21 protein-coding genes are annotated in these 19,649 nt (G+C 43.5%); 1 reads left to right on the plus strand and 20 read right to left on the minus strand.

The features are described from left to right. Position 1: 1 nt before the first annotated feature. From RZO55_RS15985 to RZO55_RS16070, 18 genes are all read right to left on the minus strand, one after another. A complete protein-coding gene (locus RZO55_RS15985; protein ID WP_318065243.1) occupies positions 2–544 on the minus strand; it encodes a GNAT family N-acetyltransferase in 543 nt (180 codons plus the stop codon). Further along, complete coding sequence (locus RZO55_RS15990) at positions 541–1,935, minus strand: cobyrinic acid a,c-diamide synthase CobB (protein WP_318065244.1); 1,395 nt, start codon at positions 1,933–1,935, stop codon at positions 541–543. The genes RZO55_RS15985 and RZO55_RS15990 overlap by 4 nt, the downstream gene beginning before the upstream one ends. Continuing rightward, positions 1,919–2,500, minus strand: a complete 582-nt coding sequence (gene cbiT, locus RZO55_RS15995) for a precorrin-6Y C5,15-methyltransferase (decarboxylating) subunit CbiT (protein WP_318065245.1) — start codon at positions 2,498–2,500, stop codon at positions 1,919–1,921. The genes RZO55_RS15990 and cbiT overlap by 17 nt, the downstream gene beginning before the upstream one ends. Before the next feature lie 3 nt (positions 2,501–2,503). After that, the gene (cobK, locus tag RZO55_RS16000; RefSeq protein ID WP_318065246.1) at positions 2,504–3,922 is read right to left on the minus strand and encodes a precorrin-6A reductase; all 1,419 of its coding nucleotides are present in this window, start codon (positions 3,920–3,922) and stop codon (positions 2,504–2,506) included. Further along, on the minus strand, positions 3,915–4,655 hold the full coding sequence (gene cobJ / locus RZO55_RS16005; RefSeq protein ID WP_318065247.1) for a precorrin-3B C(17)-methyltransferase: 741 nt from the start codon (positions 4,653–4,655) through the stop codon (positions 3,915–3,917). Before cobJ ends, cobK begins: the two co-directional genes overlap by 8 nt. Further along, the gene (locus RZO55_RS16010) at positions 4,652–5,689 is read right to left on the minus strand and encodes a cobalt-precorrin 5A hydrolase (RefSeq protein WP_318065248.1); all 1,038 of its coding nucleotides are present in this window, start codon (positions 5,687–5,689) and stop codon (positions 4,652–4,654) included. Before RZO55_RS16010 ends, cobJ begins: the two co-directional genes overlap by 4 nt. Next, a complete protein-coding gene (gene cobM / locus RZO55_RS16015; protein WP_318065249.1) occupies positions 5,686–6,453 on the minus strand; it encodes a precorrin-4 C(11)-methyltransferase in 768 nt (255 codons plus the stop codon). Before cobM ends, RZO55_RS16010 begins: the two co-directional genes overlap by 4 nt. Positions 6,454–6,455: 2 nt before the next feature. After that, a complete protein-coding gene (cobI, locus tag RZO55_RS16020; RefSeq protein ID WP_318065250.1) occupies positions 6,456–7,133 on the minus strand; it encodes a precorrin-2 C(20)-methyltransferase in 678 nt (225 codons plus the stop codon). A gap of 41 nt (positions 7,134–7,174) precedes the next feature. Next, positions 7,175–8,341, minus strand: a complete 1,167-nt coding sequence (gene cbiD / locus RZO55_RS16025; RefSeq protein WP_318065251.1) for a cobalt-precorrin-5B (C(1))-methyltransferase CbiD — start codon at positions 8,339–8,341, stop codon at positions 7,175–7,177. Positions 8,342–8,409: 68 nt separating this feature from the next. Continuing rightward, positions 8,410–8,631 (minus strand): alpha/beta-type small acid-soluble spore protein, encoded by a 222-nt coding sequence (locus RZO55_RS16030; RefSeq protein ID WP_318065252.1) that lies wholly within the window; start codon positions 8,629–8,631, stop codon positions 8,410–8,412. 117 nt (positions 8,632–8,748) lie between these two features. Then, complete coding sequence (locus RZO55_RS16035) at positions 8,749–8,928, minus strand: PspC domain-containing protein (protein ID WP_318065253.1); 180 nt, start codon at positions 8,926–8,928, stop codon at positions 8,749–8,751. Between the two features lie 38 nt (positions 8,929–8,966). Beyond that, on the minus strand, positions 8,967–9,866 hold the full coding sequence (locus RZO55_RS16040; protein ID WP_318065254.1) for a hypothetical protein: 900 nt from the start codon (positions 9,864–9,866) through the stop codon (positions 8,967–8,969). Next, complete coding sequence (locus RZO55_RS16045; RefSeq protein ID WP_318065255.1) at positions 9,863–10,609, minus strand: DUF1700 domain-containing protein; 747 nt, start codon at positions 10,607–10,609, stop codon at positions 9,863–9,865. The genes RZO55_RS16040 and RZO55_RS16045 overlap by 4 nt, the downstream gene beginning before the upstream one ends. Next, on the minus strand, positions 10,606–10,926 hold the full coding sequence (locus tag RZO55_RS16050) for a PadR family transcriptional regulator (RefSeq protein ID WP_097006232.1): 321 nt from the start codon (positions 10,924–10,926) through the stop codon (positions 10,606–10,608). The genes RZO55_RS16045 and RZO55_RS16050 overlap by 4 nt, the downstream gene beginning before the upstream one ends. Positions 10,927–10,961: 35 nt before the next feature. Beyond that, positions 10,962–11,210 (minus strand): PspC domain-containing protein, encoded by a 249-nt coding sequence (locus RZO55_RS16055; RefSeq protein WP_318065256.1) that lies wholly within the window; start codon positions 11,208–11,210, stop codon positions 10,962–10,964. Positions 11,211–11,391: 181 nt separating this feature from the next. Further along, positions 11,392–12,327, minus strand: coding sequence for an ROK family protein (locus RZO55_RS16060; protein ID WP_318065257.1), 936 nt, complete (start codon positions 12,325–12,327; stop codon positions 11,392–11,394). Further along, entirely contained in the window at positions 12,308–13,888 is a 1,581-nt protein-coding gene (locus RZO55_RS16065) for an alpha-L-rhamnosidase-related protein (RefSeq protein ID WP_318065258.1), read from the minus strand. Before RZO55_RS16065 ends, RZO55_RS16060 begins: the two co-directional genes overlap by 20 nt. A 13-nt stretch (positions 13,889–13,901) precedes the next feature. Further along, a complete protein-coding gene (locus tag RZO55_RS16070) occupies positions 13,902–15,257 on the minus strand; it encodes a glycoside-pentoside-hexuronide (GPH):cation symporter (protein WP_318065259.1) in 1,356 nt (451 codons plus the stop codon). A 140-nt stretch (positions 15,258–15,397) separates the two neighbouring features. Here RZO55_RS16070 and RZO55_RS16075 point away from each other — a divergent pair, with 140 nt between their 5' ends. Next, complete coding sequence (locus tag RZO55_RS16075; protein WP_318065260.1) at positions 15,398–16,441, plus strand: AraC family transcriptional regulator; 1,044 nt, start codon at positions 15,398–15,400, stop codon at positions 16,439–16,441. A 27-nt stretch (positions 16,442–16,468) separates the two neighbouring features. On the opposite strand, the gene RZO55_RS16080 is transcribed toward RZO55_RS16075, so the two are convergent. Beyond that, positions 16,469–18,073 (minus strand): sulfatase family protein, encoded by a 1,605-nt coding sequence (locus tag RZO55_RS16080; protein ID WP_318065261.1) that lies wholly within the window; start codon positions 18,071–18,073, stop codon positions 16,469–16,471. 3 nt (positions 18,074–18,076) lie between these two features. After that, a complete protein-coding gene (locus tag RZO55_RS16085; protein WP_318065262.1) occupies positions 18,077–19,537 on the minus strand; it encodes an MFS transporter in 1,461 nt (486 codons plus the stop codon). Positions 19,538–19,649: the final 112 nt, after the last annotated feature.

Here is a 19,649-nt window from a genome sequence, read left to right on the forward strand (position 1 = left end):
TCTATGCCTTTCCAGTTAAATCCTTTTCATAAAGTTCGAACCATGGAATTCCATATTCACCGTAGCCTAAATCTGCCTTTCCTGCAAAACAGTAGCCAAGCTTCCTGTAAAGCTTTATAGCAGGCGTATTCTTTTCATTTACATCAAGGCGGATTACGGCACTTTTCTGCTCCCTGGCTTTCTCTTCCGAAAACTCCAGCAAGTTTTTTCCAAATCCTCTGCCCAGGAAATCAGGATGCACTAAAAACGTATGGATTACTGCTACTTCCTCTGGTTTCGCTTCCTGCTTCCATGCTACCGTTTCATATCCTTTTTCCTGAAACTGGTTGACAATCACGGAACCTGCCACTTTGCCAGCCGCCCAGAGCACATAAAGAGTTCCCTCTTCGATACCTTCTTGTGCATTCTCTTTAACAGGGTAAATTCCTTTTATCCATCCCGGATAATTGATATGACTTTCCAGATAATCATTCACTGCATCATAAAGCTCTGTAATCTGCTCTATATCCTCTTTATTTCCCTGTAGTATTTCAAATTCCTTCATAGGTTTTTCCTTTTCTGTTTCATAACCTGTCTGCATGCTTCTAAAAATTTTTCCGGAAGACATCTATTTGAGGGGTAATAAAAATGCGGAAAACCTGCCATTACATTATCCTCCGCCAGCACACAATCCCATTTCACATTCCGCCCAGGCTTTCGCGCCTCCATCTGAGTCCCGTTATTTGTACTGTCCCAGTAATGAAATTCATGTCCCCTGACAGACTCTCCCTTTTTGAGAAACGGCATATCCTCTTTCGCAGCTGCTTCTATGTAACCGAACCGCTTTAATTTCCCTGTTGGAAAGGCCCGGCCCGGAATGACACCTGCCATTTGACATACTTCATGTTCCTCTGATTCCAGTTCCTCATGAAGGTAGAGAAAACCACCGCATTCCGCCAGAATGGGGATTTGGTTTTTGGCTGCGTCCCTGATTTCCCCCAGCATATCCTGATTCTCAGACAGTTGTTTTAAATAGAGTTCCGGGTATCCTCCGCCTAGTATAAGTCCACAGATTCCATACGGAAGATGACTGTCTCTGAGCGGACTGAACGGGATCAGTTCTGCCCCCATCTCTTCTAACAGCTTTCTGTTTTCCTGATAATAAAAGCAGAAGGCTTCATCAACGGCAATTCCAACCCGTACTTTTTCGCTGGAAGCGGTCAATTTTTCTTTCCCGTTCCTTTCATATTCAAAAGTAAGTAAAGGGGCAGTTTCTGATAATTCAAAAAGTCCGTCTATGTCAACTGTCTCTTCCATTTTATAAGCCAGTTTTTTTAATTTGTCCTTCAGCCCTTCCACTTCACCGGGAATTTTCAGTCCTAAATGGCGGCTGGAAAAATCCGCCTCAGCGCATTGGGGAAGATATCCGTAGACCCGGATTCCCAGGGCTTCTATCTGGGGAGTTAACCGCTCTGCCATGACAGATGATATTCTGTTTAAAATCACTCCCTCGATACGGCAGTCTTTCCTGTACTCCAGAAAACCTTTTAAAACAGCGGCAAGAGACAGACTGGCGCCTCTGCAGTCAAGGATAAGCACCACCGGTGCTTCCACTGCACACGCCACTTCATAGGAACTTGCCCAGGTACTGTCTCCCCCCATTCCATCATAGTAACCCATAACTCCCTCAATGACTGAAATCTCTGTATCGTGCGACTCCCTGATAAAAAGTTCTCTCACCGATTCTGTATCCAGAAAAAATGTATCCAGATTACCTCCGTCTATGCCAAGAACAGCCTTATGAAACATGGGATCAATATAATCCGGTCCGCATTTAAAGGAGCGGCATGAAATACCTCTTAATAAAAATGCCTGCAAAAGTCCACAGGTAATCATGGTTTTTCCGCTGCCGCTTTTTGGCGCAGCAAGCATGATCCGCTTATTCCCCTGACTCATAAGATATTCCTCCTTTCCCTCCGAAGGAAATGATATAGACCGGGTTCTGTCCCAGCATCATATGATAACTGCCTGCTGCTTTTGCCCTTGAAACCTGCATTTGAACAATCTCTGCATCTATGGAACGCTTTTTCAGCCACAGAAGCATATCAGATAAAGATTCCAGGGCGATGAAATTAGCAACAACCCGGACATCAGGATTCTTTCTTAACACCAGTTCTAAAATTTCTTCCAGATTTCCGGAAGTACCTCCCAGGAAAACGTGAGTGGCTGTTTCAAGACCAGATAAGGCTTCCGGGGCCGATCCTTTTATCACAGTGATACAATCTGCAGAAAATTTCTTTTTATTGGCTTTAATCAGTTCCTGGGCTTCTGGCTTTTTTTCCACAGCAAAAACTTTTCCATTGGTTAAATACCTGGATGCCTCAACAGATACCGAACCGGTTCCTGCTCCAATATCATAAAGAATGGAATCCGTCTCCAGCTCCAGCTTTGATACACAAACAGTCCGGATTTCGCTTTTGGTCATGGGAACATCGCCTCGGACAAACAATTCATCTCTCATTTATTACCTCTCAATCAATACTGCAGACAAGATATCAAACGTCTGATTCTTAAGCGTTTTAAGTGTTCCTCTGGTGATACGCTCGTCTTTATAGGATAACCGCTCTCCAACAGACAGCCGGGCGTTTTCATACCCATTCTCCTCTAAAAGCCTGCACAACGCACTTACGGAATTCCGTTTATCCAGCAGAGCGAAAACTCTTTGATTATTTTTCAATTCTTCCACAAGATCCCACTCTCTGCCGTGAAGGCTGATTAGCCGGACATTCTCCCATCCGGTCTTAAGTCTGGCGCATAAATAGGATACGGAAGAGACACCTGGAAGAATCTCCGTTTCATAAAGTTCGCTATACGGCTCCTTTAAAAGAGCAGCAGCCATTTTTTCCGCACCGCTGTAAAAACCCGTATCTCCGGAGAAAAGAACTGCAATCCTCTTATAATCTCCGTGTTCATTCAGCCATGGAAGGATATCTTTACTTAAATAATAAGGCAGCTTTAATACATCCGGGCTTAAATTCCCCATATCATGAAGAATTCGTTCAGCCCCGAATACCACCTGGCAGTTATGCAGAGTTTTTAAGGCTTTTACCGTCATCTGCTCTGGTCCGCCCATTCCGGTTCCTATTAAATAAATTGCACCTTTGCAAGAAGATGTCTCTGCAGGTTTCCTGCCTATTATCAATTTCTTTGCTTCTTCTAAGCTCACCCCTTCTTCGTTTAAAGGGCGGCCAATTACAACAGATGTTATTTCACAAGCAGCAGCAGCCTGAAGTTTTTCTAAAAAGCCTCCCGCGTGACCGGCTTCCTTTGTAACAAGAAAACGGATATCATACTGCCGGATCATCGCCCTGTTAATCTCCTGGGAAAACGGTCCCTGCATTCCAATGATTTTATTTCCCTTAAATCCCATCTTCTCACAGGCAGTCAGTACCGAAACTGTCGGAAGAACTCTGGCATATACCCGTTCTTCCCAGCCTTCCATGGTTGTATAGCATTCAAGCTCCTTGCTTCCTGTGGTCGCCAGCACATTGCCGGTATTCTGATTTAGAAAGCGGATGGCCTCCTTAATGGAATCCACCCATACCACATGATCTCCCTCATTGCTGCCTTTTAATGACTCCCTGAGTACCCTTAAACGTTTCGTCCCTGCAGCAGTGCACGCATGAAGAATATTCCGGCTTACTTCTGCAGCATACGGGTGCGTGGCATCCACTACCAGAGTAATTCCTTTTTCCCTCATAAAGACTTCCATTTCTTTCGCATCCATGGGGGTATGGTGAATATGGAGAAACTGGCTTTCCAAAAGCAGCATCTTCCCATATCCGGTAGCAACACTGACCCATGCCTCAACCTGGTTTTCATGACAAAATTCAGCCAGAAGCCGTCCTTCTGTCGTTCCTCCAAAAATCAAGATTTTACACATTTTTATATCCTCTTGGTGTGACCATTCGTCCGTTTATCTCTCTTGTATTGGAATTTCCTATGTAAACGGTAGTAAACATATCCACGCTGGTATCTTTTAACCGGGAAAGAGATAAAACCTCCATCTTTTCTCCGTCTCTTCCGATGTTTCTTACAAGCCCGCAGACCGTCTCCGGTTTCTGGTACTGCAGCACGATTTCACAGGCATGTCTCAGATAGTCCGCCCGTTTTTTACTGGATGGATTGTAAAGACAGATGACCATATCGCAAAGGGCAGAATTTCTCAGCCTGTCTTCTATCAGTTCCATAGGCGTCAGGAGATCACTTAAGCTTATTACAGCAAAATCATGCCCGAGAGGTGCACCAAGTACTGCGCCTCCGCTGAGTGCTGCTGTGACACCAGGAATCATTTCGATGGCTAAATCCTGTGCATCTTCTGCCAGCTGAAGAACGAGTCCGCCCATGCCATATACACCAGAATCTCCGCTGCATACCATGGCAACCCGTTTTCCTTTCTTCGCTTCTGAAATAGCCATCTGACACCGTTCCTGCTCCTGGCGCATGGGGGTGGTAAGCATCTCTTTCTCCGGGAAATGTTCCCGTAAAAGATCCACATACACGGTATATCCAACAATTATCTCACTATCTTTTATTGCATTGACTGCCCGGACAGTCATATCCTCATACGAACCCGGACCGATTCCTACCACATACAATTTACCTGTTGTTTTCATAACTTTACCTTCCAATCCCTGACGGCTGCCGCAACTGTTACGCCGGCTGCCGCTTCTTTTCTGACAATCAGTTTTCCGCCCCCCAGTTCCTTTACACAGCAAAGCGCCGCCCGTTCACACACATTGTCCACACCTGTGATCTGCTTTACAAATGGGGAAGGAGTAAATTGTCCCTCTGTTCCAGCAAGGATTTCTGCCGGATATGTATAGAAAGGGACCCCTGTCTCTGCAGCAAATACGCAGATCCCTTCTTCCTCTTTCTTTAGATCAATGCTTGCACACCCTGCAATAGCAAGGGGGGATAAATGATGTTCTTTTAAAACTCGTGATACCCCATCGCGAATGACTGTGACAGATGTTCCTTTCCTGCATCCGATTCCCAGAATCAGAATTTTAGGGATAAGCCTGAGCAAATGATTTGTTTTCCCCTTCTCCGGCATATCTTTTATTGTAATAAAGAGACCGGTATCTGCCTCTGCCTTAAGGCATAATTCCTCCGGCAGCGCCCCCTCGATTGGGAAGTCGCTGTAAAAGCCAACCGTTTCTTCTCTCAAAACAGCAGCAGACACCATTTTTACCTTCTTTAGGTCTGTAATTGCAAGCCCCAGCCTTTTGGCAAATAAATCAGCTGCAAATTTTCCATGTACATCGGTAGCTGTAGTAATCACTGCCTGACCTCCGGTAACAGCAGCAGCACGTTCAGCCAGTTCATTAGCTCCTCCCAGATGCCCGGAAAGCACAGAAATACTAAATCTTCCTTCGTCGTCCAGCACCACCACTGCAGGGTCCACTGCTTTCCCTTTTAAATACGGTGCAATGGATCGGACTGCAATACCCATAGCTCCGATAAACACGATTCCGTCTTTTTCCAGAAACTGTTTCTTTGTCCACGCTCCCAAAGACGTTGTGACAGGAAGTAATCCCTGCCCGTTTCCAAAACCTTCTATAAGATCTCCATCTTTTAACAGGCCTTCCATCAGCCTGCACGCAGTACGGGCTCCTGCCTGGGTAAAGCATATGACAGCAAGCTTCATACCATCTCCCCGGTTCCTTTCCGATACTCTGTGGTGAAGGAAGGATCATAAAGAAGGGAGCGTCTGTAATCGCTTTGAGACACAGCATCTCCTACCAGAATCAGTGCCGTTTTTCGTATCTGTTCCCTTTCGGCACATTCCTGCAGGGTCTCTACCGTACAAACCACCGTCTTTTCTTCCGGCCAGGTTGCCTTATAGCAGATTGCTGCCGGCGTCTTCGGTGAATATCCGCCCCGGACAAGTTCTTCCGACAGTTCTTTTAGCATCCCTGTACTTAAAAAAATCACCATAGTCGCTCCATGGACTGCAAAAGAAGCTATGGATTCACGTTCCGGTACCGGAGTACGTCCCGCCATTCTGGTAATTATAACGCTCTGCGTTACATCCGGAAGGGTATATTCCATCTTAAGAGCAGATGCAGCCCCGCAAAACGAACTGACTCCCGGGCAGACTTCATAGGCAATCCCCCTGTTTAAAAGCTCATCCATCTGCTCTCTGATTGCTCCGTATATACAGGGGTCACCGGTATGAAGACGGACCGTCATGTCTCCTCTTGACTCTGCCTGTACCATCACTTCTATGACCTCTTCCAGTGTCATCTTTGCGCTGTCATAAACAGCACAATCTGTCTTTTTGTAATCCAAAAGAGCCGGATTTACCAGAGAACCTGCATAGATAATTACATCCGCATTTTCTAAAAGCTCTTTTCCTCTAACTGTTATTAAATCCGGTGATCCCGGACCTGCTCCAACTATATGTACCATCGCTACCTCACTATAATCAATGAATAATAACCTGTTTCGTCTGGAATCTCTGAAAGAGAATGATAGACCCGTTCCTCTGACATGCCGCAGTTCTCCACCATAACAGCATCAAGACCGCTGATCCTTAACTCTTCCTTAACTGCCTTCATCTGTCTCCCTGCTTTCATAAGAACCTTTACACCGGAAAGCTTCAGCGCATCTTTGATCTGATAAGAGGCCGGAATAATGTGAAGTTCCTGTGCTCCGGTAACCAGAGGAATACCAAGTCTGGCAGCAGCGGCGCAAAATGAGGGAACCCCGCTATCCAGCCGGGTTGCGTAGCCTTCCTTCCAAAGCCTGTCTAAAAGATAGCTGCAGGTGGAATAAATGGCAACATCGCCAAGTGTAATAAATCCTACATTTTCCTCTCTGTCCAGCCGTTCCATCACTGCTTTCGCAGCCAATTCATGGCTCTCCTCAAGCACCTTCTTATCTTTTGTCATTGGCATAGGCAGATACAGGCACTCCTTTTCCTCTATTTCCGGAACTGCCGCTTTTGCAATCTGATATGCAGTACAAATACTTTTATCGGTGTGAGGGATGGCAATGACATCCACTTCCCGGATTCTGCGGACTGCCTTTAAAGTCATCAGCTCCGGATCTCCCGGACCCACCCCAATGCCATACATGATTCCAGCCATTTGTTATCCTCCTGTATAAGTTCATTTATCTGTTGTTTATTCTATGTATCTGACGTTAAATATTGTTTTATCATCTCCGGCACTTCAGGTGTCATGGAAAGAAGTCCCAGGGTGTTTGAAAATGTTATCACTTCCACCAATATCCCGCCTGTCCAATCAGTCATGTATGCCTTTATCCGTTTTACCACCTCGGACATCACCGGTTTTAAGACTCCCAGCTCTTTTAATATTCCGGCAGCTGTTTCCATGGTATTGGACTGAAGAATGGTCTCCTTTTCTTTACTGTCCAGATAATCACGGGCACAATCCCAGAGTACCTCCATACGCCGGTCACCATACCTGGAATGGGTATTTTCCACGCCTCCCGCAACCTTTATGAGTTTTCCAATATGCCCGACAAAAAGGACCTGCTCAAATCCTTCCTCCTTCACCATTATACAGGATTTTCGGATAAAATTGCTGATGGTAACCCCTTCCCCTGGGGGGAGGTTTAACTTTTCCTTTAAAAATAACTCTCCGTAATTGCCTGGCGTTAGAATGACCTTTTTTTGCCCTGCCACCGCTTTCATATGAAGTTCAAGCCGAATGGTGGCAGTCAGGGCCTCCTCGCTCATGGGCTTTACAATTCCAGTCGTACCCAGAATCGACAGACCGTCTACAATTCCGAGCCTGGAATTAAACGTTTTTTCTGCAAGCTCCCTCCCCTTTGGAATCCAGATGGAGATTAACAGGGAGCCTTTATAGCCGGCAGTTCTTCTTATCTCATCCACTTCATCAAAAATCATTCTCCTGGGCACCGGATTAATAGCCGGATATCCAACCGGGCAGGAAAGGCCGGGTTTGGTCACCCGGCCGACTCCTTCTAACGCTGTTAAAACAAGCGCTCCAGATTCCCCGGACGTTTCCTTTACAAATGAACTTCCGGCTAAAGATTCGTCACCATTAAAATATTCCACAGATGCAAAGATCAGAGCCTTGTGGGTAACATCCGGGTCATCACCTGCATCTTTTTCAACTGCGCATGATACCTTGTCCGGTCCCATGACAACATGAAAAAGGGGCAGATCGGCTTCCGTCCCTTTTGGCGTCATTAGTTTCATATGTTGTAACCGGCTTTCCAAAAGCAGCATTGCTGCTGCTGCTTTAGCAGCAACCGCCGCACAGGTGCCAGTGGTAAATCCGCATCGTAATTCTTTTTTTTCCATCATTTGCTTCCTCTTTGAGGAATATTATAAAAGATTTTTGACCAGGGTGCAAGAAAATTCCTGCTTTTCACCTATACTTCCTCTTTTTTCTCCAATGCATCATTTTTCATTTCCCGTTTTCTTTTGGTGATCAGACCGCCGATCCGGCCGCTTTCCTTTGCACTTAAACAGCGCCAGCCGCCTTTTATCACTTTCTCATCAAGACCAAGCTCTGTTGCTATTTCAAATTTAAGTATCTCCTCCGGTTTTAAGTTACTTGGATCGAAGGGTTCATTTTTCTTTCCTTTTGGCATACTGTCGTTCTCCTTTCATGAATCTAAAGAGAGTATACCCGTTTGAAGTGGAAATAAACTCCATATAATCAAAACAAAAAGAAAGAAGCAAAATACCACTTCTTTCTTTTCACCCTGTTATCTCCTTGGTATGATCACTGCTGCTATGATATAAGCCAAAATTCCAGAACCGGTGCAGCCAAGGATTGCCCATATAAGACGTATAATTGTCGGGTCTACATCAAAATATTCTGCGATTCCCCCGCATACGCCGCACAGCATTTTGTCCGTATCAGAACGGTATAATTTTTTCTCCATGTTAAAACTCCTCTCTTGTTTTCACCAAGCTGATATAATTAATAGAAATTTACTTCAATAGCACCTGTACTGCAATCCAGACTCATGTCTTTATCTGCGGAATAATCCCATTTATCTCCACTTACAATCGAGCCAATTTGATTATCTGCAATTTTTATAGCCCCAAGGCTTGACTGGAACTTGTAATTATAATCTTCCTTTTTTCCTGAAAGCAAAAGCTTTACTGCACCCACTCTGCATTCTCCATTAATATCTCCATCTGTGACTCCGGTATATTGCACAGCACCCACATTGCATTCAATACTTAAATCATTGGCATTGCCCTGACTTACAGATATTGCTCCAACATTTGCTTCCAGACTCATATCATCTGCAGTCAGCGAACGGCAGATTGCAGCGGGAGAAGTTCCTTCTCTCTTGCCAAAACCTTTTTTTCTGGAAACTTCCAGATGTACATCCGAAAACTGATAATCTTTTGGTACACAGACCGTCATAACAAGATCCCGGTCATCTTCCAAAAGTCCGCCGCCGGTTTTCAGCTTCAGTTTTCCTTTGTCTTCTTCTATATGCCAGCTGTTCTTCTGTTTATTGCTGTATATGGTTATTTCATTCACAGACGGATCTTCTTTTATTATGAACCTGCCGGCTCTGATCTGTGCATCCAGACTGTCCGCGGTACCAGTACTATAAATCTGACTGCCCTTTTCTGCAGGTTCCTCTAAATCTGACCAAAAGTAATCGTCCGTCTGCCCTGACTCATATTTATAATCCATATCATTAAATGAGAAATCATGAAGCATATTCTTCCAAAAAAACGCTTCATGGGGGGCAATATCCCCGATGCTGGCTCCATAAGATACAGCGGTAACAGCCATGGCTCCGCCTGCCACCATCAGGATTATCCCTGTAATCAGACATCTCTTCACAAATTTGTTCATGTCCGGGCCCTCCTTCCATGCAGGAATCTGTTACATATATCGATAATGCTTCGAAATAGATACGGAAGAAACTTTCCGTAGAACAAACCGCACACTGCCAGAAAAAAGATGCCAAGACCAAGGATAAGTATTCCCAGCCCCAATAGCAGTATTCCGTCTAACGGGTGCAGAATCATGGCAGTAAATCCAGCAACAGCCAGGGCAAATCCGGCTGCAAGGAATGCGAACGTAACTGCTCCCAAGGCCACTACTGCCCCAAACAGCGCCCCTATAATACCTGCCAGAATACCGAGAATCCCTCCGCCTATGCCCAAAAGCATAGGGGATGCTGAAATAATCAGTATAATCCACAATACAATCTTGACAGGGCGTCTGTCTTTCCTTCGTTTTCTTCTGTCTTCTTCCTGACTGGGTTGTTCAAAACTGCTGTCCTCTGACGGCTGTCTGGTGACATCAGGAAGATCGTAGCGCTTTGCCATCTGATAATTGGGATCTCTGAAACGCTCATCTTGAAAACCGCTCTCTGTAAATTCGCCACCATCCTTTAAATGACCGTTAATGTCCGCCCGGATCATGGCTGCAATACGCTCCGGACTCCCAAATTCCCGGATCACTGATTCTTCATTATCTGTTCCCGCCTCTTCCAGATAATCCCTGTAATATTCAATCGCATCTTCTTTTTCTTCATCAGGAATATCCGCCAGCAGATATTCCAGCTCTCTCATAAACTCATCCCTGCTCATATATGTGCCTCCTCAAAAATACGGGATATCTTCTGCGAATAGCCCGCCCATTCGCTCTTATAGAGATTTAACTGTATCCGCCCTTTTTCCGTAATCCGATAATACCTGCGGTTTCTTCCATCGTATGCAAGATCATATACTTCCAGACATTCTTCCTTCTGAAGTCTGCGAAGCACAGGATAAAGCGTTGACTCTGAAATCTCAATAACATTTCTTACATCCTGGGTGATCTTGTAGCCGTAAGTTCCTTCCTGGTCTTTTGTTACAACTGCCAGGACAATGGCGTCCAATAATGCTGCTCCTGTGTTAAAAACCATACGTCCACTCCTATCTTTCCTGTCTGCATAATCCTTTAATCTCTTTCTTCGTCAGGATTTTTGGGTATGATCACTGCTGCAAGTATATAAATGGCAATGCTTCCACCGATTAAGGAAGCTCCTGTAAACACGTGAAACAGATGCCTCCATGTCTGAAAAACCATGAGCAGAATCCATATCAGCCTTATCATAACCGGATCCACAACCAGATACTCACCAATTCCTCCGCAAACTCCACATAAAACCTTGTTCTTCCTTGAACGGTACAAACGTTTCGATCCCACGATTGACCACCTTTCCTCTGACCTTGGATTTTTCATCTATAATATTATTTATGTCTATATATTATATGATGTATAATATGATGTTATTATATGCCATATAATATTAGTTGTCAACACCCATTTAAAAAATATAAAAAAGACACCTTTCGCAAAAAAACGTAAGAGGTGTCAAATAAAAGCATCAGTGTAAGCTAAAATCAATTTTATTCTTCTTCATATAATGATACAGGGCTCCGATGAGATTCGAATCATTGAAATAGCGGCAGGAAGTGACCTCCGGCCTGGGTAAAAAGGAAGAAAGCATCCGCAAAGGATTCTCATTGCAAAATTTCTCCACATGTTTTCTGATATATTCAATCAGAAGAGGCTGCTTGCTGATACCGCCTCCGATTGCCACAAGCTCTGCATCGAAAAGTACCTGTAAATTATAAATCCGAACCGCAAGCTGTTTCGTATAGCGGTCTAACCCCTTTAACACTTCCGGATTCCCTTGTTCTGCCATCTCAAAGATCCGGATTCCATCAAGCTCTTCCTTTGGAATTCCAGTTTCTTCTGACACCGCTTTTATCAGTGCCGGAGCTCCTCCAGTCATTCCCCAATATCCGGTCATCTGATCCAGTTTTTCATCAGATATTGCCATATAGCTGAATTCTCCTGCAGAAAAATGTGTCCCCTTATAGATCTTTCCGTCGATGATCAGACCTCCTCCCACAGCGGTTCCCAGAACAAGGACAATTCCGTTTTTTACATCTTTCAGACTACCCTTCCATTTTTCTGCCAGAGCCGCACATTTGCCGTCATTTTCAATTGTAACAGGCACTTTGCATCTCTCCTGAAGCAGTTCAACCATATTATGACCTGTCACGCAGCTTATTCTCCCGCCTGTATAGCAGAATCCTGTTTCACTGTCTAATATCCCGGGAGCACTCATGGCAATCCCCTCTGCCCTGCCTTCATACTTTTTAAAAATGGAATACAGGGTTTCCAGATAATTCTCCAGATTTTTACTTTCACAAACCGTGGTCTTAACCTTGCCTTTTTCAATAAATTCCCCGTCTGCATTCATAAGAGCATACTTAATAAATGTACCGCCTGCATCAATTACAAGAAATTCCATTGGTCTTTTCCTCCTTCTCCAGTTTTCGCAGCAAGTAGGCCGGAGTACAGCTCCATGCATGGCAATAGCTGTTTACAGCAGAAGAACCATAAGGTGATTCTTCCGGATTTTCCGGATTATACAGTTCCCAGAACGTATCTGCCCCGTAAGAGAGCATACCTCCCCAGTAATATTTCATATAATCCACTGCCATTTTCTTTTCTCCGCACAGAATCAGCGCCTCCACATAATGATGATTCATGTAAGGTGTGACCATTCCCATATCAGGATTTATCTCAGTAATATGTTTTAAAAGCGCACCGGCCTCTTGATCTTTTTTTACACCTGCCAGTACCATCCATACCTGGCTTGCATAAGAAACCTGACGTTTGGCTCCACTGATAAACACATGAAGCTTTTCATCCCATAAATACTTCAAAGCTGCACTGATGCAATACCCCTTTTCCTCCTGTAATTGCTTTGCAAGTTCTTCTTTCCCCAGGATCTTAGCGAGTTCAATCGCAGCATTTAATGTATAGATATAGATTGCCTGAGCACTGGCCTGTTTGTCAAGTCCTTTTTTCCAGTCTACAAAGCACCAGAACGTATCGCTGCCTTCAATTATATAGTTATCATTAAAACGCTCTCTCGCCAGTTCAATCTGCCTGTAAGCCGGCTGCCAGAGATCCTTTAAGGTTTCCAGATCTTTTGAAGCCTCATAATAATCCTTTAAAGTGGATATAAAAAATAAAGAATAATCAAACAAAAATGTATCATCTACAATATACTCCGGTTCTGTAAAAAGACAGGCACCGATGGCTCCGTCGTCTCTGGTAAGGCCGCCAAACAGATACAGGCATCGTTTGACCATATCATAGTTTTTAAAGGTCTCGTAATTGGTAAGTGCCTGCAGCCTTAAATCCCCCAGCCAAAGGCGCCTGTCACGTTTCGGACCATCCTCAAACACAGACTGCATACAGTTTTGAAGAGTCCGTAAACTGACTTTATCCAGCTGACTCATACGCGGGTCAGCAACACATGCCACCCCTTCCTTACTAACTGCAGAAACAGCCCTGCATACAACTTCCTCTACCACCACCTGATATTTTAAAGAGGTATCCACCACATAAATCTCAAGAAAGCGGAATGCATACCTTCTGGGCAACTTAAGACATACTGGAAGTACATCGATATGTATATACTCTTCCTGAATCCACCCCCTGCTGATCCAGCCATTGTATTCCTCGGATTTTTCTATCAATTCTTTGGCAATTTCACCGAATTTCAGCCTTAAGTATGCAGGTGCATCCTGAGGACTTCCGGCTGATTTTAACTTTAAACTGACATAGCCCACCTGATGATCTTCAAAATCCAGAACAACAGAATCTCCTTTTTTCAGTAACATACCGGGTAAATCTTCAAGCTTTGCCCCTGGATGGATCTTCCCTTTCTCATCTACAGTTACAATTCCTGCCGGTTTCACCAGATTTTCTATCAGCTTTCCCTCCAGCTTTTTTGCCTTCTCTACAAATGCCTCATTGGTAAATCTCTTCATCTCCAAATCAATACTGACTGCCGCCATAATTATTCCTTTCTTAACGTTCTGCCAATCTTCTTTCCTCTAACTCCTTGTTGATCTGCGGTAGCTTTTTATCCAGATCATACATCAGAAAAGTAATGATAGTTAATATATTGGTTGCAAGGGGGATCCATATATACATGGCACTGATGGCATATAAAGCAGAGTTTGTCTGAACCTGTGCGTTCGCCACATAGCCGCTGGATGCCAAAAGTGCTGCTGCCACAGAACTTGCCACTGCCATTCCCACCTTGCCTATAAATCCGTTAACTGCCGACATGGTTCCTGCAATGTTAACTCCTGATTTCCATTCGCCATAATCCACCGGATCAGGCTGAATGGCAAAATGCATGCTTCCCTTCAGTCCATATCCCAGGGCTGCCACTGTCACGCCTGCAATCACAACGGGAACTGAGGTTCCTCCAGCAAAAACAATAAGAAGTCCTGCACCATGAAATACAGAACCTGTTATCATCAGATTCCTTTTTGAAGTCATGCGAGCCAAAAACGGAACACTGAGATTTGTAGCAACAGGGATTAAAGTTGTAATCGTCGCCACTACACTTGAAAGCTCTTTATTGTTTAAGTTGTAAGTGAAGTAATATATGATGGCCCCTGCCTGAATTATAAAACCGCCGAAAAACCAGATAATATTGGCAGCAAACAATAACCACGGTTTATTGTGAATCAGACAGTTTATACTAGCCTTCAGGCTTACCTTTTCTTCATTGATACGCACTCTCTCTTTTGTGTTATAAAAACAGAAGAAGAATACCAGACAGCCTGCGATACCAAAAATCATCATAACGATTCGAAATCCTACGGCTTCATTTCCGTTGCCAAAACGGTCCACCATCCTGAGAGCAAAGGCAGATACTACAGTAGAACCAATATAAGAGAAAAACACACGGCTGGCGGCCAGATTAGTTCTCTCCTGAGAATCTGCTGTCAGAGACGGCAGTATGGAGGCCATGGGAATATTTACAATGGTATAGGCCAGAGATAAAAGCATATAGGTTACATATGCATAAATCAGCATCCCCTTCTGCGAAATATCCGGTACGCTGAATGCCAGAAAAGCAGTCACTGCAAACGGCACAGCACCTGCAAAAATCCATGGTCTGGATTTTCCCCATTTCGTATTGGTTCTGTCTATCAGAATCCCCACTGCCAAATCTGTAAATCCATCAAAAATTTTGGTTACCAGGAACATGACACTTACTGCCGCTGCATTTAAATGCATCACGTCTGTATAAAAGTATAATAAGTATAAAGAAATCACCTGCCAGATCAGATTACAGGCAAAATCAGAAGAACCATAACCAATCCGCTGCCTCCACTTGCTTTTTTTATCTTTTTTAAAAGTATCCATCTTCTCCTACCTCTCCTTATTTATTGATAGTTGTATCCTATCATCTGGCAAAGGTTTTGACTAATGACTAATTTATGTTATTGACTTGATATTTTTTAAGATGGTACACTTATAAAAAGATTACTATAGGAGGAAGTATCATGAAAATATACAAGAAGAAATTTAAAGAATATATATTTTCATATAACGAAGATGAGGAGTTTTACCGCCGTCTTTTTGAAGCGGAGCAACGCTCTCCCCAGACTTTTTCCTTATATGTGAATACGTTGGACCAGGAATATATCAAGCGGCGCCAGCTCTATGTTCCCTGCCTGCACCCAATATGGCATCCATATATATCTGAGAACACATTTTTTAAATCCTCCTCACAGAATATTTACATTGTCAAACATAACCGCTATTCTCCGGAATTTATTCATGAGCATGAATTTTATGAATGCTTTTACGTTTATTCCGGCGCCTGCGCCAATACCATTCAAGGAAAAAAAAGAGTATGTAAAACCGGAGATTTATGTATTATTCCGCCTAAAACCAGACATAGCATTGCTGTATTTGATGATAGTATTGTAATTAATATCATAATTAAATCCAATGCCTTTCATTCAACCTTTTTTGAGCTGTTTGCCAACAACAATGCCTTGTCTCTCTTTTTTGCCTATACCCTGTATAAAAGAACGGAAAATAATTATCTGCTGTTTCATACCAGATCAGATGAGGTGATCTGCTCTCTGGTCGAAGATATCTATATTGAATTCTACGGACATGAAAAGTACTCTGACCCCCTTTTGGACAGCTATCTTCTCACCTTTTGGGCAATCCTGCTGCGCCGACATGAAAAGCATCTGGAAAGCTTTTTAAATACCACTCATGAAAACCTTGCCCTACCTGATATCCTGAATTATTTTCAGACACACTTCATGGATATCACGCTTTCCTCTGCTGCAGAACATTTCGGCTTTTCCGTACCCCATTTCAGCAAGCTGGTCAAGGATCATACAGGCCAGAACTTTACTAAGCTTATACGGAACATACGGCTGGAAAAAGCCTGCCGGGCACTTAAGACTACGAATTTAAGTATCTCTTCCATTTGCGAAATTATTGGTTATACAAATCCAGAGCACTTTAACCGGATTTTTAAAGAAACCTTTCATATGACTCCTGGAGAATATCGAAAAAATAATTAAGCCCTGCTCTCGCAGGGCTTAATTATTCTATTGACTAAATCTTTTTTTACATTCCTCAACCAACAAAAACTGATTGACACCGGCTGCAATCCTGCCGCGTATTTCTTCTTCGTATTCTTTCGGCACATATTTTTTTACTTTTGCCCAGGTCATTTCCGGAGAAAAACGCTGATCAAGATCAAGCGGAACAACATCGGTGGTCTGCATCAGCCAATACATTAATTCCTTTTGCATCTCCATCACAGTATCACGATTCTCAGGTTTATTAATCTGATTTACCAATTCTTTAGGATCCTCAGACAGACAATATAATTCGTCATTTTTATCTATCCTGGCCACATACTTCCATCTATCGGTGCGAAGCATATAACCCTTTGCATGCGCCTCCGGGTCAGCCTGGGCTGCATGCCTGGGCCAATATGGATTAAAGGGCATTGTTCCATTTACACCGTTGGCATGAAACTCATCGCAGTGGATTTCTTCTGCCAGACGTCCGCCTTCACAGCAAACAAAACTGCGATGAGATTCGTTCCGGTCACCCAGCACCTTCCGCAGAGAGCAGCTAAAATGAGTATGATCCGGCCCTGCCTGGGCATAGTCCATAGCAGTTGCATAAAAATCAACCAGTTCAACCATCGCTTCCGAGACACCTGGGTCCACCGCCTCTCCCTTTGGCGGTTTAATAAGAAACGGAACATTGGTCAGACAATCTTCAAAGGTGTTCTGTGCCTTTTCCACCAGTCCATAATCACCGGTATAATCACCATGATCTGAAAAGAAGAAAATTGCACTGTTATCATATTCTCCTGCTTCCTTCAACGCATCACAGAGTTTTTTAAACATCGTATCTACCTTCATGCACATCCCCAAATAACAGGCCCGCAATTCATCCCAGTCTCGTTCCGTATACTCTTCCATTGCCTGATTTTCGCGTATTACATCTTCCAGCTTCGGTTTACCCGCACCATCTTTTGCTTTCCTGCGTAGAGGCAGCTGATCTCTCTTTATTGCCGAATAATACGGTTCTTCCACCTGATATGGCGGGTGCGGATTTACCAATCCCAAAAACATGCATAAGGGCTGATCTTTGGGGTGATCCTTGATTTTTCTGATCGCCGCATCCAGATCCTCATCATCACTTCCGTAATTACGCCCGGATTTATCAAGTCCTAACCGTCCCCCAAACATTGAATAATAGTTTTTGCTGCCCGGCTTTCCGCGCAGGGCCTGTTCCGGACCCGGCGCCTCCTTACTTTCCCCGCCATAATAAATTTCGCTTACATGCGATTCAATTAATCCTGGAATCTGACCTGCGATCAGATCATTTCTGGCATTCATCCAAACGTGGTATCCCTCCTGCTTCAGCTCCTTAAAAATACTGCTTTCTCCTTCACGTAAGAGATAGCTCATTGTCCGATGCCCATGTACATGAGGATATAACCCGGTTGTAAAACTGCATCGGCTTGGCACACATACCGGATTCTGGCAGAAGGCATTCCGAAATGAAACGCCTTCTGTTTGTGCAAAAGAATCCAGAAACGGGGTTTTTGAAGCCGGATTCCCTAAATGTGCAAGACTGTCCGCTCTCATCTGATCAGGATTAAAAATTATAATATTGGGTCGTTTACTCACTCTCTATTCCTCAACTTTCCTTTCCGCTATCCCTTTGCGGACCTCAGCCATCCTCTCAGGGGTTAAATCATAAAACTTTAAGCTGATTACATTAACAATCAGTCCCACTAATGACAGTCCATACATGCCTAACAGACCGATCGCAAACAAGGATCCCGAATAGGCTGTATCTACAGATGGTAATTCCTTACTAAAACCTATCATTGCACAAAGAATTGCAACAACAGTCGGACCAATGGAAGAAATAATCTTATCTGCCAGATTAAACACTGCGCCAATTGTTCCAGGGCAGTATTTTCCGCTGCAGTAATACTCGTAATCAATTACATCTGCCAGCATCGGATTAAGGGAATTCGTTGCTACCAGGTTCAGCCCCTTCATTATGCACCACAGGATCAGATAGCCTATGGTAAAAAAAGTCCAGCCATGAAATCCTTCATATCCGGGGAAACTTAAAGTGCTTGGATTGCCAAATATCCAGAGTGCAATGCTTAAGACACCAACCAGGATACCTCCCCAGCTGGAAAACCAAAGCGAACGTTTTGCACCGAATTTCCTTCCCACTGCTCCAAGGCCAAGAAGAATCATTAAAATAGAGGGAATCATTGTATAAGAGTTTGCCGCAGAGCTTAACCGGGAATTACCAGCAACAATTGCATACATAATTACCACTACTGTAGCATTACCCTGTAAAACAGTTGCCAGCTTATCTGTTCCTGCTGACAAAACCAGCAGCTGCAGCGGACGATTGCTTTTTAACAATAAAATTGCATCTTTAAAATTAAATTTGTCTTTTTTCAAACCATCTTTTTCTGTTTTTTTCATATCTTTACCAGAAAAAGCGATTATTGACAATATCGTACAAACCAGCGATACCGTAGAGGTAATCAATAACAGCTTTTTAAAAAATTCAAGATTAAAACCTCTTGTCAAAGGCATGATATAAGAAAAAACCAGTATTGGTATCGCACTATATAAGATCGTCAGAAAGATACCGTTAATCATACCATATGTGACACGCTGTTTTGGATCTTCGGTCATTACCTGGGCAGCTGCACGCAAGCCACTGGCCTGCATAGTAGTAAAAAGTACAAAAAGCATATAAATAAGGATAAAAATATACTTTCTTACATTTCCTTCCGGAATATGCGGCGGCACATAGATCATGATATTACTGATGATAAATGCTCCGATTCCGCCAATGGCCATATACGGGCGAAATTTCCCCCATTTTGTGTTAGTACGGTCAACAAGAATTCCCATACCTACATCTGTGAATGCATCCCAGATTCTAAACATTGTAACAAAAGACCCAGCCATAACCACCCCGAATCCAATAACATTTGTCAAATAATAGCTGATATAACCGGTATAACTTATATAGATATTTACCGCAACGCACAGCGTACCAGCCATAATTAACTGCAGCATCGATGCTCTTCGCATTTCCCCTTGCCCATTCATGTGAATTCCTCCAATATGTTTAATATTTATTATAGATTTATGGGACAATTATACAAAGATACTTTCGTTTTTGATTATACCAATTTGATTTTAATTTCACCATTTTGTGTTT

Origin of the sequence: Clostridium boliviensis (assembly GCF_033342255.1) — a bacterium.
GTDB classification, from domain to species: domain Bacteria; phylum Bacillota; class Clostridia; order Lachnospirales; family Lachnospiraceae; genus Lacrimispora; species Lacrimispora boliviensis.